This is a genomic window from Leptolyngbya sp. FACHB-541 (genome assembly GCF_014695875.1).
In the GTDB taxonomy this organism is placed as follows: Bacteria; Cyanobacteriota; Cyanobacteriia; order Elainellales; family Elainellaceae; genus JAAUTN01.
The window spans coordinates 103277-118964 of record NZ_JACJPC010000135.1 but is presented as its reverse complement, the minus strand read 5'-3'; the positions used below and the strand labels follow the sequence as shown (position 1 = coordinate 118964).

At 50.7% G+C, this 15688-nt stretch carries 19 protein-coding genes; 13 read left to right on the top strand and 6 right to left on the bottom strand.

Features of this window, described 5'->3' with window-relative positions:
- Positions 1–32 precede the first annotated feature (32 nt).
- On the bottom strand, positions 33–233 hold the full coding sequence (locus H6G00_RS29610; RefSeq protein ID WP_190643037.1) for a hypothetical protein: 201 nt from the start codon (positions 231–233) through the stop codon (positions 33–35).
- Positions 234–313: 80 nt separating this feature from the next.
- Positions 314–2122, bottom strand: a complete 1809-nt coding sequence (locus H6G00_RS29605; RefSeq protein WP_190799458.1) for an FAD-dependent oxidoreductase — start codon at positions 2120–2122, stop codon at positions 314–316.
- Positions 2123–2181: 59 nt separating this feature from the next.
- On the opposite strand from H6G00_RS29605, the gene H6G00_RS29600 reads away from it, so the two are divergent.
- A complete protein-coding gene (locus H6G00_RS29600; protein WP_190799457.1) occupies positions 2182–3228 on the top strand; it encodes a zinc-dependent dehydrogenase in 1047 nt (348 codons plus the stop codon).
- Here the strand turns inward: H6G00_RS29600 and H6G00_RS29595 are convergent.
- A complete protein-coding gene (locus H6G00_RS29595; RefSeq protein ID WP_190643034.1) occupies positions 3225–3914 on the bottom strand; it encodes a Mo-dependent nitrogenase C-terminal domain-containing protein in 690 nt (229 codons plus the stop codon). The genes H6G00_RS29600 and H6G00_RS29595 overlap by 4 nt on opposite strands.
- 341 nt (positions 3915–4255) lie before the next feature.
- On the opposite strand from H6G00_RS29595, the gene H6G00_RS29590 reads away from it, so the two are divergent.
- On the top strand, positions 4256–4450 hold the full coding sequence (locus H6G00_RS29590; protein WP_190799541.1) for a DUF2862 domain-containing protein: 195 nt from the start codon (positions 4256–4258) through the stop codon (positions 4448–4450).
- A gap of 192 nt (positions 4451–4642) precedes the next feature.
- Positions 4643–5743 carry an ArsA family ATPase gene (locus H6G00_RS29585; RefSeq protein ID WP_190799456.1) on the top strand — a complete coding sequence of 367 codons (1101 nt, stop codon included), beginning with the start codon at positions 4643–4645 and terminating at the stop codon, positions 5741–5743.
- 65 nt (positions 5744–5808) lie between these two features.
- On the opposite strand, the gene H6G00_RS29580 is transcribed toward H6G00_RS29585, so the two are convergent.
- Complete coding sequence (locus H6G00_RS29580) at positions 5809–6021, bottom strand: hypothetical protein (protein ID WP_190799455.1); 213 nt, start codon at positions 6019–6021, stop codon at positions 5809–5811.
- 106 nt (positions 6022–6127) lie between these two features.
- On the opposite strand from H6G00_RS29580, the gene H6G00_RS29575 reads away from it, so the two are divergent.
- Positions 6128–6829, top strand: coding sequence for a lecithin retinol acyltransferase family protein (locus tag H6G00_RS29575; protein WP_190799454.1), 702 nt, complete (start codon positions 6128–6130; stop codon positions 6827–6829).
- A gap of 61 nt (positions 6830–6890) precedes the next feature.
- Here the strand turns inward: H6G00_RS29575 and H6G00_RS29570 are convergent, their stop codons facing one another.
- Positions 6891–7103, bottom strand: a complete 213-nt coding sequence (locus H6G00_RS29570; RefSeq protein ID WP_190799540.1) for a helix-turn-helix transcriptional regulator — start codon at positions 7101–7103, stop codon at positions 6891–6893.
- A 133-nt stretch (positions 7104–7236) separates the two neighbouring features.
- On the opposite strand from H6G00_RS29570, the gene H6G00_RS29565 reads away from it, so the two are divergent.
- From H6G00_RS29565 to accD, 7 genes are all read left to right on the top strand, one after another.
- Entirely contained in the window at positions 7237–7488 is a 252-nt protein-coding gene (locus tag H6G00_RS29565) for a hypothetical protein (RefSeq protein WP_199318786.1), read from the top strand.
- 234 nt (positions 7489–7722) lie between these two features.
- Positions 7723–8802 (top strand): 3-isopropylmalate dehydrogenase, encoded by a 1080-nt coding sequence (leuB, locus tag H6G00_RS29560; protein ID WP_190799453.1) that lies wholly within the window; start codon positions 7723–7725, stop codon positions 8800–8802.
- Between the two features lie 185 nt (positions 8803–8987).
- Positions 8988–9203 carry a hypothetical protein gene (locus H6G00_RS29555; protein ID WP_190643144.1) on the top strand — a complete coding sequence of 72 codons (216 nt, stop codon included), beginning with the start codon at positions 8988–8990 and terminating at the stop codon, positions 9201–9203.
- 68 nt (positions 9204–9271) lie between these two features.
- Entirely contained in the window at positions 9272–10558 is a 1287-nt protein-coding gene (locus H6G00_RS29550) for a tetratricopeptide repeat protein (RefSeq protein WP_190799452.1), read from the top strand.
- A gap of 14 nt (positions 10559–10572) precedes the next feature.
- Complete coding sequence (locus H6G00_RS29545; RefSeq protein ID WP_190799451.1) at positions 10573–11394, top strand: A24 family peptidase; 822 nt, start codon at positions 10573–10575, stop codon at positions 11392–11394.
- Between the two features lie 43 nt (positions 11395–11437).
- Positions 11438–11671 carry a hypothetical protein gene (locus H6G00_RS29540; protein ID WP_190643027.1) on the top strand — a complete coding sequence of 78 codons (234 nt, stop codon included), beginning with the start codon at positions 11438–11440 and terminating at the stop codon, positions 11669–11671.
- Between the two features lie 58 nt (positions 11672–11729).
- The gene (accD, locus tag H6G00_RS29535; RefSeq protein ID WP_190799450.1) at positions 11730–12665 is read left to right on the top strand and encodes an acetyl-CoA carboxylase, carboxyltransferase subunit beta; all 936 of its coding nucleotides are present in this window, start codon (positions 11730–11732) and stop codon (positions 12663–12665) included.
- Positions 12666–12832: 167 nt separating this feature from the next.
- On the opposite strand, the gene H6G00_RS29530 is transcribed toward accD, so the two are convergent.
- Positions 12833–13234 (bottom strand): pentapeptide repeat-containing protein, encoded by a 402-nt coding sequence (locus H6G00_RS29530; RefSeq protein ID WP_190799449.1) that lies wholly within the window; start codon positions 13232–13234, stop codon positions 12833–12835.
- Positions 13235–13407: 173 nt separating this feature from the next.
- Here H6G00_RS29530 and H6G00_RS29525 point away from each other — a divergent pair, with 173 nt between their 5' ends.
- Positions 13408–13953 carry a GAF domain-containing protein gene (locus H6G00_RS29525; RefSeq protein ID WP_190799448.1) on the top strand — a complete coding sequence of 182 codons (546 nt, stop codon included), beginning with the start codon at positions 13408–13410 and terminating at the stop codon, positions 13951–13953.
- A gap of 234 nt (positions 13954–14187) precedes the next feature.
- Positions 14188–15627 carry an efflux RND transporter periplasmic adaptor subunit gene (locus H6G00_RS29520; protein ID WP_190799447.1) on the top strand — a complete coding sequence of 480 codons (1440 nt, stop codon included), beginning with the start codon at positions 14188–14190 and terminating at the stop codon, positions 15625–15627.
- The last annotated feature ends 61 nt before the right edge of the window (positions 15628–15688 follow it).

The window sequence follows — 15688 nt, the reverse complement described above, 5'->3', positions numbered from 1 at the left end:
TGCTAGGCTGACTGACAATTGGTTAGCATGTGTTAAGCGCATTGAGCTGTGTCTCTGCGTCCGCTGCCCCGATGAAAGAGTTGGACTTGAGGACGCTCAGATGTAACAGATTGATTCTCTAGAGCAGCCAAAGATGGCATAATGTGGGAGGAGTCGCAGTTATCTTCTTTAGAACTGGCAGCCACTACAGCTAGCAGAAGACTTGCTGAAATAACAGAGGCGAGGATGGACATGGGAAGTTTCCGTCTCAGAGTTTCTAGTTCTTGATACGGAAGTTTCTAGAGTGAATCAGGAAAAGTCGCTGAGGTTACCTCTAGGGGCTACCTTTAGTGATCGCCTCACTTTCTTCTACTAAAATCCAATTGCCTGCTGGATTCACTTTTCCTCTAATCCGAACAAATTGTCCAGTCGTATAAGCAGCTAGTTGTTGATTGACTTGCGGCTCCAGTGTGACCAGTGAGAAGGTTTGATTCGCGAGAGAAAGAGGGGCGATCGCAACAAACGCATAGTTTTGCTCATCCTTCCGCTCAAACTGTCCAGACAAATTCTGGGAAGAGTTACTTAGTCCAGACAGACTCGCTGCATGGGTTGAAGCCTCTGCCAGAGGACAGTCACCATCAGCCGGATAAGTATCTGGATGCTCAAGGTAATGCTGCTGCCAGGTGCGCCATTCAGGATGGCTGGGCGGCAGATTAAACAGTGGGATCACTGCAGCAGGAGCAGTTGGGTCATCTAGCAACGCCTCCTGCAAAGCCTTGACAGACAAATCTCTGGGCTGACAGTTTTGCTCAACGCAAAGCGCAGCTGCCATGCCTGCGGCTTGCCCGATCCCCAAGACAACGGGTTGCAGTCGGGTTGCTCCATTGGCGATGTGAGACACAGAAATATTTTTTTCGCAGACTAGCAGTCCATCCGCCGTTGCCGGAATTAGACAGCGATAAGGAATGGTAAAAGGCGTACCTGTCCAGCGTCCACCCCAGCGGATTGATTTGGGTTTCAGCGGAAATTCAACACCGGGATAATGGTGGTCGTTGGCGTAGTTGCCGAGGGCGATCGCCTCCACTTCCCCCTGCTCATTAATTGGCAGAGGTGCAACCTGTCCCTTTGGCAGCGGCAAAATGTCTTGCTCTATAACGGTTGCTAAGCCCTGTAGCCGACGGCTCTCCCGATAGTAAGGATGCAGCGCAAAGGCACCACCTGCTAGATCTTTGTCATCTTTTGGAAAAATATCGTCTGCCAGTCCATAGCGCCTACCCAATTTTGTTTGAATGAATCGAGCAAAGCGTTGAGTGTGCCAGCGAGCTTCCCACAAAAAGGCTTGTTTGCTCAGGGCAGATTGCACCAATCGTCCAACGCCTTCTGCATAATCATTGCCGTTTTGCGGCCAGTTGATCATGAAGCGGTTTCCCGGTAAGCGCCCGTAATTCAAAAATTTGTCTGCGCCGTAATTTGTCCAGGCATCTTCAAATTGTTCAGCCCGACGGATAGGCGGAGCCGAAATCAGCGGTACGTCTGCGCCTTCACCAAAGTCCTGCATAACCACAATCCAGGTAGGAGCCTGGACTGGATACCGCTGGGTTAAGTCATTAGGCTCGATGGGCGCACTGGGCTCTCCCCACTCTGACTGATATTCCCATCCCCAGCGATGGGGCACTTCTGCCAGGGGCAACAGGTCGCCTAGCTCCGTTCCATCTAAGGTTATTTGTGCCTGAACCGTCAGATCGCTAAATCGAACGCCTGTGACGCTCTCGCCTTGCTTGAGGACTTCTAGGGGCGATCGTCCCGTAATCCATTGCAGGTTGGGCAACTCCTGCACCCAGTCTGCAAAGATCTCGGCACCCACACGCGGATCGTAGGTGAAAAAGCTGACCCAGGCATGGTCTAATCCTTCCGGTTGCCGCCGCTGCAATTCCTGCAGAAAAGCACCCCAAATTCCGGTTTGAAATGCCGCCAGCTCATTTCCATCTGGAGCCGACACGCCTGCTGAAGTTAGCATCCCACCTAGCCAGGGAAACTCACTCACGAGAATCGTTCGCGCCCCTCGCCTTGCCGCCTGAATTGCTGCTGCTGTTCCACCCGTGCCGCCGCCGACTACGAGAATATCTGTGGTGAGGGTTTGCATAAGGGGGGAGGGACTGTCAACAATGCTAAAGTCTATCCCAGAACCAGAGGGCACTAACGATGAAGGCGCAAGTTTTTAGAGGGGTTAATCAACTGAGTTATGAAGAGGTGCCTACGCCAGAAATTGCCTCGGATGAGGTGTTGGTGCAGGTGCGAGTGGTGGGGCTTTGTCAGTCCGATATTAAGAAGATTCGCTATCCGCTGTATGAGCCGCCTCGAATTTTTGGGCATGAAACGGCAGGGATCATTGCTGCGGTTGGCTCGGAGGTAAAAGAGTGGCAGGTTGGGCAGCGGGTTGTGGTGATGCACCATATTCCCTGTATGCACTGTGGCTATTGCCTCAATGACAATTTTTCGATGTGTGACGTTTATAAGAATGTGACGACGACTGCGGGGTTCACGCCCAGTGGAGGTGGCTTTGCAGAATACGTTAAAGTGCCGGGGCACATTGTGCAGCATGGTGGACTGATCCCCATTCCCGATGACATCAGTTTTGAGCAGGCTAGCTTTGTGGAACCGACGAACTGCTGTCTGAAAGCGGTGAAAAAGGCACAGATTGCACCTGGACAAACGGTTTTGGTGACGGGAGCCGGACCGATTGGGCTGATGTTTATCATGCTGGTGAAATATTTTGGGGCAAAGGCGATTGCTACCGATCTGATCCCCAGTCGCATTGAGAAAGCCTTGAGCGTAGGCGCTGAAGCTGCCTTTGATGCGCGTGATCCCGACCTTGCCGCCAAAATCAAATCGCAAACTCAGGGAATGGGCGTTGACACCGCCCTGCTAGCAGTTCCTAGTGAAAAAGCTTTCTTTCAGGCATTAGACTGCACTCGCAAAGGCGGCAAGATTCTATTTTTTGCCGAGTTTCCTGATGAGCTGGAGATTCCGCTGAATCCCAACACGCTTTATCGGCGGGAGATTGACCTGATGGGCAGCTACAGTTCCTCGTATCGGGTGCAGGCGTTAGCGGCTGATATTGTGTTTAACCGTCGGATTGATGTGGATGCGCTAGTAAGCGATCGCTATCCACTCAAAGATCTGGCTGCTGCTGTAGAACGGGCTGTTGCCCCAACCCCAGAGACGCTGAAGATTTTGTTGTATCCCTAATAGTAAGGAGTGACATCTTCGCCACAGTCATCTGCCAGGTAGGACAATGCCCGAAAGCGGAGTCCGACAAGCTGTTCGTAGAGCGGGTTGAGCTTGCACAGTGGTGGAATATGAACGACTTTGTGCCCAAATACATTCACGTCTCGCTCAAACGGGCACTGAGATGGGATCATCTTGCACAGGAAGCGGGCCACTCTGGGGTCAGCAATTTCGAGCTGATCGAGCCATTCCCGTACTGGGCGCAAGGGAGTGATTGCCTGCTCACTGCCTCCTGGTGCAGTTGTGGCTTTGGCAGCGTTAGCCTGTGCTTCTATCTGACGTTCGGGCAGCGTCAGGCAGAGGGTTTCTAAAACGGCGGTGGGTTGCCCTAAAGCTTGGCAGAACTGCCTCAAGGTTTGGTCTTCAGGGCTGGAATAGGTGCCATCGGCGATCGCGACCATCACTGCTGTTCGGAGGAAATTTTCTGCTGTTTTAGCGTCATTCCCTAAAATGGCAGCCAGTTCATTAGCGGCGATCGGTTCTAACGCTCCTAGATCCGTTTTGGGATCTAGTTCATCCTGAGTCAGGCTAGCAATCAGGTCTTTTTCTTCCTGGTCAAAGTGTCCGTCTGCCCAGGCGATCGTCAATAGCCCTCGTAACCAAACTGAAATCTGTTCGCTTGTGTAAAGATGAGCAGCACTAGCCATAAAACCCTTGAGTAGTAAGCTTCTTGAGCGTGGTCAGATTCTAACGTTCATCGCCCACACTGCTTCATACACTAGCTGTAAACTTAAAGGCTAAAAGCAAGCCCGTTGTAAATTTAAGGATTTTTTCGAGTGCTCCGCAAGAGTTCATCCTACTTGTTGTCGCCTTAAGCTATGTCTTCTCAGTGCTGATTGGAGTGCTTTTCTTCAAAGAGGTATTGCCGCTCAGCCGCATGGTTGGAGTTGGGTTGATTATGAGCGGTGTCGTTTTAGTAGTTTGGAAGCATTAGGGAAAGGGCTAGACACTGATACACTGATTCATGGTTTTACCCGTTGGAGTGGCGATGGAAATAGGTCAGAAAGTGCGTGTGTTTCGGTTGCGCGATCGCGCCCCGCAAGTGGTGATCGCTCGGCTCGGTCAAACTGGGGCGATCGAAGGCTACAAAATGGTGGATGGTAGCGGCGTTGGCTTAATAGTCCGATTTGATGACAAGTTTGCTACCTGGTTTTTTGAGGACGAGATTAAACCTGTTCAATAATGCCAGGATTCAAACAGCCTGGGCGATTTTTAGCGTGGCTCTGTTCACCTGAAGTCGCCCAGATATGCGATATGCCTAGACTAATCTCAACTTAAACTGATCTCAACTTAATTAGATATGCATCCTACCTGACCCGGTCGGTACGATAGAACACAGGTAACAACTATTAGGTATCTGGGATAGGAATTTGGGATGGCTTTGATTTTGACGTTTCTCGGTAAAGGCGGAACGGGTCGCACGACGATGGCGATCGCCGCTGCTAAACGATTTGCCCAGCAAGGCAAGCGAGTTTTGTTAGCAGGGCAAGATTCTAGCCCTGCATTTAGTCTTTTGGTAGGTAAACCGCTAACCGCTGATCCCCAAGAAGTGTCCAGCAATTTGCAGGCGGTTCAGTTTCGTGCTACGGCTATGCTAGAGCGCAGTTGGGAGGAGCTAAAGCAGCAGGAAGCGCAGTATTTGAGAACGCCCTTCTTCAAGGCTGTGTTTGGGCAAGAGTTAGGCGTGTTGCCGGGAATGGACAGTGCTCTCGCCCTTAACGCCATTCGCGAATATGACGCAAGCGGTAAGTACGATGTGATTGTCTATGACGGCACGGGCGATCAGGCAACTCTGAGAATGCTAGGAATGCCAGAAATCGCAAGCTGGTATATTCGTCGCTTTCGTCAAGTCTTTGCCGATTCAGATTTGGGCAAAACTGTATCGCCTTTCTTGCAACCGCTCGCCAGTGCCGTTCTAAATGTGAATTGGTCAGCCGGAGGAGATGCCTTTGCTCAACCCGCTGGGCAGGTCAACAACTTGCTCGATCAGGGTAAAGAAGCGGTGGCAAATCCAAACCGCGTAGCGGCGTATCTAGTGACCTCTGGAGATGAGGGGGCGATCGCCACTGCCCGCTATCTTTGGGGCAGCGCCCAGCAGGTGGGGTTGACGGTTGGAGGCGTTCTGCTTAACCAATCCACTCCATCTGAGCGGATTCGCCAAGAATTTACGCCACTGCCTGTATCTACCATTCCGACTCGGACAGGCGACAACTGGCAACCGCTAATGGATGCTCTGCCCAATTTTGCTGACGCGACCCAAGCACCTAAACCGATTGCTGTTAACGTCGCTGATCGCAAAGTTGCCCTCTTCTTACCTGGATTTGACAAAAAGCAGGTGAAATTGACCCAATACGGCCCAGAAGTCACCATAGAAGCCGGAGATCAACGCCGTAACGTTTCTCTGCCTCCAGAATTGCGCGGTAAGCAGGTGACGGGAGCCAAATTTCAGGATGGCTATCTGATTATTTCCTTTTGAATTTGAGTCCGGTAAACAGGAATTGGAGGGCGATCGCTTTTAAGTGGGGGCGATCGCCTTTTAGTTTAGCCGTTCTGCTGGCGCTGTGCTTTGATTTGGGTAATTGCATCCTGGAGGCTGAGTTCTGATAATTGCTGTTGGCGATCGCGGGTGTAATCTCGTCTGCCCGTATCAAACTGTTGAAGAAAACGTACCATTCCAACTGGGCCAAGTGCTAGTGCTAGTGCTTCTAACCCACGATGTCTGATTTCAGTTGAGCTAGCGTTACGAATATCCATCACAGTAACCAAATAACTGAATTTTTGATTTGCATTTGGAAATTACATAATTAATTGTTAGATAGCACATTTAGCTTAGGGAAGTTATTCAAAACATTTAAAGTTCATGGAGTTTCAAGTTGGGGATATTTTGTCGGTTGAGCTATTTGCTCATACTCGTCATTTCTTCGTTTACGTTGGCAAGGGGGAGATTATTGAGTGGGGACCTTGGGACGGAATATCTTGGATAGGTGGAAAAGGCCATGTTGCTAGAAAAGAACTCTTCAACGTTGGCTCAGAGTATAAATGGATAGGGGGTAATGGAGAACTGCAAGAGATAACTCTAGAACAGCGCACTGAAGCAAGTGAAAAATTAATAGTTGAGCGGATTAATCAGATAACTAAAGGAATTGATTACCATTTGAGTCATCGCAATTGCGAACATTTTGCACACTATGTTACTGGACGCACACCACACTCTAAGCAGAGTATTTGGCATCTGTTTACAGATCATGATCCATTTACTAGTCAGCCTATGATTTACGATTTAAGCCAACTACGTGATGCATTGCTTAGGTGCAAATTCTGTGGTTCAGCTAGTTTATCAAGAGAAGATTTTGATAGAGCTGTCTTTGTTTGCGAGTTAAAAGATAGTTACTATGCATATCATTTGAACCACCCCTTAGGGGGACAGCACTTGTACGTAACCTCTGTTTCAAAGGCGGAAGATCTTGAGTCTAGCTACAACTCAGTTGTTTTGGCATACTTCGGTGCATTCTTTGGAAGAGGCGAAATTTTGAGCATTGTTCGTCAGTTGCGGGGGTGTTAATTTTCTAATCTACTTATCTCAATTTATTGAGTCAGATGATGTAGATGAAAGCGATTGCCCCTTACTCTTCCAACACTTCAACTAACTCTTCGACTGTTACATCAAAAGCGCGGGCTATTTTTAGGACTGTGGTTAAGTCAACAGTATTTAATGCGTCACGCTGGACGTAGCTTTTAAGCGTGTTGTAGTTCACTCCAGAACGGTCAGCAACATTCTTCAGCGTCCAACCTTTTGCTTGAGCCAGTTCTCGAATTCGTAGCCTAAAGTAGCCCATTGTTTGGGTTGACACAGGTGCATACGCACCCGATAATATCTGTGTACATCAAAAGCGATCGCCCTTCTAGCCTGGAAAACTTGGGAGCGATCGCCATCCAACGTATCCCACAGACGTGGGAAAGGATTTGCATATGATACCAATGTCAGAGCCTGGGTTAAAGGGTTCGGGGCGAAGATTGGCGATCGATCCGTGGTGTGTGGTGCGGATGTTGCCCAATTCCCAGCGATTTGTGGCGGCTCGGTTTCATCGGCGCAGTGATGCGGATGGCTATTTGCAGGTGTTGCGGCGACTGTTGCCGACGGCTCAGTATGAGATTGTGTTTGAAGCGATCGCACCTGAAGAGGTTGAATTGGAGTTATCTCGGCTAGAGCAAATAGTTTGAGTGGGGGCGATCGCTTCTAAGACTAAGCTAGAGATATTGAGCCCAAAAGCATGTAGGGGCTTAGCATTCGGCAGACAGACCTTGTAACAGACAAGAGTTCTTGCCCGAATGCTAAGCCCTTCCGGGAATCTGCCGTTACACAAAGATCCTCTAAAGAATTTGCCTTCCAAATTTGGGATAGAATACTGAATCGCTGACGACAGCACCTAAATTACTTCACCTTCAGAGCGATTCATGGCACACTACCGCGTTACGTTGCTTCCTGGCGATGGCATTGGTCCCGAAATTATGGCAGTCGCGGTAGACGTGCTAAAGCGAGTGGGGCAGCAGCTTGAGATTCAGTTTGAGTTTCATGAAGCGCTAATGGGCGGAGCGTCGATCGACGCAACGGGTAACCCTCTGCCTGCCGAGACGCTAGAAACTTGTCGCGACAGTGATGCCGTTCTGCTAGCGGCGATCGGCGGCACCAAATGGGATTCCTTACCCAACGATCAGCGACCCGAACGTGGACTGTTGGGTTTACGGGCGGGACTAGGACTGTTTGCAAATTTGCGTCCGGCCCAAATTTTGCCGCAGTTGGTTGATGCCTCGACTCTAAAGCGCGAAGTGGTCGAAGGCGTGGACATCATGGTTGTGCGAGAGCTAACGGGTGGAATTTACTTTGGGCAACCGAGGGGAATTTTTGCCACCGAAACGGGCGAAAAGCGCGGCGTGAATACGATGGTCTATTCTGAATCGGAGATTGACCGAATTGGACGGGTGGCATTTGAAACGGCCCGCAAGCGCAGCAAAAGGCTTTGCTCTGTCGACAAGTCAAATGTGCTGGAAGTGTCTCAACTGTGGCGCGATCGCATTACTCAACTTTCCCAGGAATACCCCGACGTAGAGCTATCTCATTTATATGTAGACAATGCCGCCATGCAGCTTTTGCGCTACCCCAAACAGTTCGACACGATTGTCACAGGCAATCTGTTTGGCGATATTCTCTCAGATGCGGCGGCAATGCTAACTGGAAGTATCGGGATGCTACCGTCAGCCAGTTTGGGAGCGTCTGGTCCCGGAGTATTTGAGCCTGTTCACGGTTCCGCGCCGGATATTGCTGGACAGGATAAGGCCAACCCGATCGCCCAGGTGCTCAGTGCTGCAATGATGTTGCGCTATGGCTTGAATGAGCCAGAAGCCGCGAATCGAATCGAGCAGGCAGTGTTGAAAGTATTAGATCAGGGCGATCGCACGGGCGATATCATGTCAGCGGGAATGAACCTGCTTGGCTGTCGAGCAATGGGAGAAGCGATCGTCAAGGCATTGGATTAAATCCTAATCGAATACCTTTACAGGGCAGAGTTTACAGAACTCTTGCTGTAAAGGTGCAAATCAACTAGAGTCTAGCTAACGAAAGTGAGGGTAGGTGGGTGGTGTACACATCACAGCAAAGTTTTGTCACGCAAAGTGTGGTTAAGCAAGGTGCAGGCACTCAAGCACCAAATCAAATTGAACCGATGGATTTTTCAGCGCTGCTTGATCCGTCGCTGTTGCAAGCAGCCCGACAGATTTATTGCACCTTTTACGAAGTTCACCCAGAGCAAGAGCGTCCGCTGGGAGTGGCGATCGACCGTTTTACCCATCGCGGCAAGCTGATTTTTACCGGAAAGCCCGTTTTACTGCCACAGGAATGCTTTGTGCCGCTCAATCAAATTGAGTCAGAGATGCGCTGATCGCAGAGTCATAAGCTGAATAGAGTTTTAAGCTGCTAAAGCGCGTTGTTTCAGAGCTTGAAATGGTAATGCGTTTCTCTAAAGTCGATTTTCTTCTGGTTACAACTCTCCTGGCTGTTAGCTTTCCCCAAGTAATTTTCCCAACGCTAGATGCTCCGGCTTTGGCTCAGGCAATTGATCCGCTTGAGGCAGAAGATGAGCGTGCGACAGAAGCCGATGGGCTGTTGCAGCTAGGTCGAGGACAGGCTGAATCACAGCCCGAAGCGGCAATTCAACTTCTGCAACAGGCGATCGCCCTCTATCAACAAATTGGCGATCGCTCCCGCCAAGCAGAGGCTCTGAGTTCGCTGAGTCAGGCTTATTACTATTCAAGCCAGGATGAGCAGGCGATCGCCGCTGCCCAAGAAGCCATATCGGTTGCCCAAGCATTGGGCGATCCTGCTCTGGAGCGATATCACTTAAGCTTCTTGAGTCAGCTTTACAACGTTTTGGAACAGCCTGAGCAGGCGATCGCAGTGGAGCAACAAACCCTGACCCTTGCGCGAGAAGAAGGCAATCGCCATCAAGAAGCAGGGACGTTGAATGCATTAGCATCGCTTTACTCACAGCTAGAACGCGATGAGGAAGCTATTGAGTTTTATCGTCAGAGCCTAACTCTCTCTCAATCAATTCATGACCGATATGAGGAGACAAAGGCGCTACAGGGGTTAATCAATGTGTACAACAGGTTGGAACAGCCTCAGCAGGTAAGGCAATTGACTCAGCAGTATGCTGGGCTTGTCCAGGGTAATGCTCTGCTGGAAAGCATCTCGGATTTTCCTCCTCAAGCTGCTCTGCTGCTCGCTCAAGAAGCGGTCAGTCTTTATCAAGAACTGGGCAATCGTTACGGAGAAGCTGAAAGCCTGAGCCGCTTGGGGTATATCCACGCAGGTTCAGGAGAATATGCTCAAGCCATTGAGATAGTCCAGCAGGCTTTAGCGTTAGCTGAAGAAATTGGCGATCGCCTCACTGAAGCAAATGCTCTAGCTACCTTAGGAGAGTCTTATACGGCACTGGGGCGATATGAAGAGGCGATCGCTGCCTATCAAAAGCGGGGAGTTTTGCTTCAGGAGAGGGGCGACCAGGCTGGATACGGATTTGTTCTGGACGACTTGATCCGAATCTATACCACTTTAGGGCAGACCGAACAAGCCCAAGCATTAGCCCAAGAACGCGGTACTCTTCCCTTTTTTCCTACATTACCTCTACCTACACCAGTGCCACCCTTCCTTTACCCGCGAATTTCTCCTGATTCACTGGCAATCCCTCCTGATTCACTGGCAATTCCTCAACCTATTCGCCTCCCTTATCCCTAACCTCAACCCCCTTCATGGAATGGCTATTCTCAGGGTTAACCAGCCTCGTTGTATTCATTTTGGGAGCCTGCATCGGTAGCTTCCTGAATGTTGTAATCTACCGAATTCCGGCTGGGCTATCGCTACTGTTTCCACCGTCTCGCTGCCCAAGCTGTCTACGTCGATTGAAAAACTACGATAATGTCCCAGTTTTGGGCTGGCTATGGCTACAGGGACGCTGCCGCTATTGCAAAACGCGCATTTCGGTTCGCTATCCGCTCGTCGAAGCGGCAACTGGACTGCTTTTTGTCTGGGTATTCTGGACATTTAATCTGCCCCTGCCTGCTCTTGGTTATTGGGCATTTTTAAGCTGGCTGCTGGCGCTATCTCTGATTGACCTGGACACAATGACGCTGCCCAACTCACTGACGCAATCTGGCTTAATTGTCGGGCTAATGTTTCAGGTGGGAGCCGGTTGGATGAATGATCCCACGCTGTCGGGCATCTCTCGCCAACTGATGACCGGAATTTTGGGAGCAGTGATTGGGTTATGGCTATTTGACCTGATCACAATTGTGGGCTCAATGGTGTTTGGTCAGACGGCGATGGGCGGCGGCGATGCCAAACTAGCTGCCATGATGGGAGCCTGGTTAGGCTGGAAACTTCTTTTACTGGCAAGCTTTTTAGCTTGTGCGGTGGGGGCATTCGTAGGGGGAGGGGCGATCGCCCTGGGCTTGCTCAGCCGCCGTCAACCCATGCCCTTCGGTCCATTCCTGGCACTCGGTGCCCTGATTGCCATCTTTTTGGGAGAAACCATTCTATCCACCTACCGCCAAATCTTCTTCCCTGTCGTCTAAATCCCCAACCCCCAATTCCCGACGACTCTGATAAAATCATCCAATGTCTTGGATTACCCTAAAAACGACAGCAACCCGCTGGGAAGCCGATCTGATGCAGCAAATGTTAGAAGCGCATCAGATCCCGGCTCGTGTGCTAAACCAGGGAGTCGCTCCTCACTTTGGCTGTGGTACTCCGGCCGTCCTTCAAGTCCTCGCCCAAGACCGGTGGACAGCCCTGCTTTTGCTCAGCCCCGTCGAAGAAAATGCGGCTACGTCAAGCGAAGTTTTAGAATAAAGTTCGCCTTATTACGCTTCAATTGCTATTAGCAGCTAAATTAAATTGGTTTTAAGAAATGTCTTTGTTCGACTGGTTCGCAAATCGTCGTAAATCAAGCCCGATCAGCAAAGAACGGCAAGAACGGGAAATTGCTGATGGACTTTGGAGTAAGTGCCCTGCCTGTGGCGTGCTCACCTACACCAAAGACCTGCGGGCAAATCAGATGGTCTGCCCCGAATGCGATCACCATATCCGCATTTTCAGTGACCAGCGGGTGCAGCAGTTAATCGATGCCAACACCTGGAAACCGCTGGATGAGAATGTAGCTCCGGTCGATCCGCTGAAGTTTCGCGATCGCAAGCCTTATGGCGATCGCCTTCGTGAAACCCAGGAAAAAACTGGATTAACCGATGCCGTCCAGACTGGATTAGGGCAGCTTGAAGGCTTACCCGTCGGGCTAGGCGTAATGGATTTTCGCTTTATGGGCGGCAGTATGGGATCGGTTGTAGGCGAGAAACTCACCCGCTTGATCGAACGAGCCACTTGGGAGCGTATTCCAGTTGTAATTGTTTGCGCTTCGGGCGGAGCGCGAATGCAAGAAGGGCTTTTGAGCCTGATGCAAATGGCTAAGATTTCAGCCGCTCTAGAACGTCACCGGGAAGCTAGTCTGCTTTATGTTCCGGTGTTGTCTCATCCGACAACGGGTGGGGTGACAGCCAGTTTTGCGATGCTGGGCGACATTATCTTGGCAGAACCTCAAGCAACGATTGGCTTTGCAGGCAGGCGAGTGATCGAGCAAACGCTACGCGAGAAGCTGCCCGATGACTTCCAAACGGCCGAATACCTGCTTGCTCACGGCTTTGTCGATGCGATCGTGCCTCGGACTCAGCTTAAGAGAACCTTGGCGCAGCTCATTCAACTGCACCAACCTGTAGATGCGACCCCTCCGCTGAGCCATATTCCTAACTCAATTCCCGACTCGCTGCCCGTCAGAACGCACATTCCTGAGTAATGGGCCTGAGTAGTGGATGGAGCGGGCGATCGCTAGCGCTAACTCATCCTACTCGTAGCATTGTACGAGGGGCGAAGCATTCGGGCAACATCTTTTGTTATTCCAGACGATTGTTTGCCGAATGCTTCGCCCCTACGTGAAACATGGGTTAGTTCTCAGGCATCCTCTCAGCAATCCTGGTTGAAGACTTTTCCATCAGGCAGGGTCGTGTGACAAAATCTGGCGCTACCAAATCTCACTCCCTTAATGTTTGCCTGACGCAGATTAGCGTTGAACAAATTCACCCCAAACACGGTGGAATTGCTCAAGTTAGCCTTGCTTAGATTTGCCTGCTGCAAATTCGCCGCCATCAGGTTTGCGCCACTTAAATTTGCGCCGCTCAGGTCGGCTCCCTTGAGGTTGACTGCCCTCAAATCTGCGTCTTGTAAATCGGCATTTTTCAGGTCACAGCCCAGACAACTCCGACTTTCTAGCAGATGACTCAGCGCATCAGAATTTGCTGCTTGCGCCGGTAGAGCAAAACAAAAAAGAGTCAAAAGAAAAGCGGCTACTCCAATGCCGAGTCTCATTATTTTCCTCCGTTGACAACTTCTGTTTGATTGTGGTGGGTGACTTTTCAGTTTTGGTGTTCGCAGTTTGACTTTTGTCTCAACTGTCTCAACCCATTGACAGTTTTAGAAAAACAGCATTTCTGGATAAAATGATATTGCAATTTTGTTAGGTTGCCAAAGCTACAAGACCCGTGCGAAAAAAATTTGAACCAAAGGCTAACCCCAATTTAGAGACCTACTCCGACCCTGGATTAGAGCAGGTTGTGAATCGGCTTTCTCAGCGGCTAGAGCGAGATACTTTGATTCAGCAAACAACCAATCAATTGCGGAATTTGCTTCAGGTCGATCGCGTAGTTTTGTATTACTTCTATCGCCAATGGAAAGGGCAAGTAACCTTTGAGTCGCTTAGCTCCAGCAAGTTTTCGATTTTTGGCTCGACGGGTCCAGATGAGTGCTTTAACGATGAATATGCTGCGATGTATGAGGCAGGCAGGGTAAGGGCGATCGCCGACATTGAGGTAGAGCCGATTCACCCCTGCCACCGAGAATTTCTGCGCAGCATGAGAGTTCGCGCCAATCTCGTCGTTCCAATTCTTAATTCTTCTGGGCTGTGGGGGCTACTGGTTGCTCATCACTGTCAGACGGCCCGTTCCTGGCTACCGTCAGAGATTGAGGCGATGCAGGGGAGTGCCGAGAAGCTTGCTACAGCTCCATCAATTCAGAGTGGTACACTCTAGCTTCCCAATCTCTTCAACTTCCAATTTTGTAGAAACTGTCCTGATTCACTAAAATAGTACGCATATAATCTTTTCCAGTTCTTACTTTTGCAGCGCTCTTGTAGCCATGCTGCTTGGAACTGCGATCTAGCCCCATTTTTAGTCAATCAACCAATGACCCACTTGGGTGAAGTTTTTTAAAAGCTTTTTATTGGATAGTTCTTCACAGGTTGAGTCGCAGATTGGAGCAGAAGTATGGTACCCCCCGAACCGCATGACCCTTCAGATTTAGGGCAACCTGCGACCGCCGACCGCCAAGTAGATGATTTTTCTGTCTCGCGTGAGCCTTCCCCTTCCCCTCGCAAGGGTCGCCCCTGGTTGACAGTGCTCAGTGTCCTGATTGTGTTGCTAGGGCTCGGCTTTGGCTGGCGCTGGTGGCAGTCTCGCAATGCGGCTGCTCCTGCTGGCCCCGGTGCGGCTCAGGCTCAAGCTGCCCCAGTGCAGCTACAAACTGTAGAAACCTCAACCGTTTCAGAATCCTCTGAGTTTGTCGGAACTCTGACCTCCCGCCGTTCAGTCGATTTGCGTCCCGAAATTGATGGACGGGTGACTGAGATTTTGGTGCAACCGGGTGACACCGTAGAAGTGGGTCAACCGCTGGTGCTGCTAAGTCCCGATCAGAGAGCTGCAGAATACGCTAGCGTGCTGGCTGCTGTCAACTCAGCCCGTGCCACTCGCGCCAGCAGTGCTTCAGAACTTCAGGCACTTCAAGCAGAACGGATTGCAGCGGTAGCTGAAGTTGACCTGCAAAATGAAAACTTCCGTCGCACCTCTCAGTTGGTGCAGGAGGGAGCTTTAGCCCAAGATCAGCTAGATCAGGTTGAACGCGATCGCCGCAGTGCGATCGCCACCCTCAATGCCACCGACCAGCGGATTCAGGCTTCCCGCGCCGACCTGGCTGAGTCCGAATCCGCTCTGCAGCAAGCGCAAGCCAACGCTGCCGCCTCTAACGCCCAGCTTCAAGACACCGTCATCGAAGCGCCCTTCGCGGGCACAATTGGTGACATTCCTGCCAAGGTTGGCGATTTTGTGAATGCCGGAGATATTGTTACCAGTGTTACCCAAGACCAAGCCCTGGAGTTAGAGATCTCCATTCCCTTGGAACGGGGACCCGACTTGCGAACCGGACAGCGAGTTGAACTGATCGATGCTCAGGGAAACCCTCTCACCGTTGGTCGAATTAACTTTACTGCACCCCAGGTTAATACAGCCGCCCAAAGCATTCTCGTCAAAGCCAACTTTGACAACCCGGATGGACGTTTGCGAGCAGGGCAGTTTGTTCGCGCCCGTGTAATTTGGGATGAAAGCCCTGGAGTTTTAATTCCAACCGCAGCCATCTCTCGTCTGGGTGGAGAAACCTTTGTCTTTGTCGCTGAAACACCTTCTGCTGAAGAAGGACAGCCCGAAGCAGGACAAGCCCCACCCCAACAAGGACAAGCACCTGCAGAAGCACCCTCACTCATTGCCCGACAGAAACCGGTGGAGCTAGGCAACATTCAAGGCAACAACTATCACGTCATTGAAGGCTTAGAGCCTGGAGAACAAGTCGTCGTTTCCGGAGTACTGAACCTTGCTGATGGCATCCCTATTGCACCTCAACCCCAGCAGGGTGCAGGCGGACAAGAGCAAGGTTGAAAACTAGCCCAGATCAAAGCTACCCTACGCCACCTTCACCTGATCTGCCTCCTACCCCTCA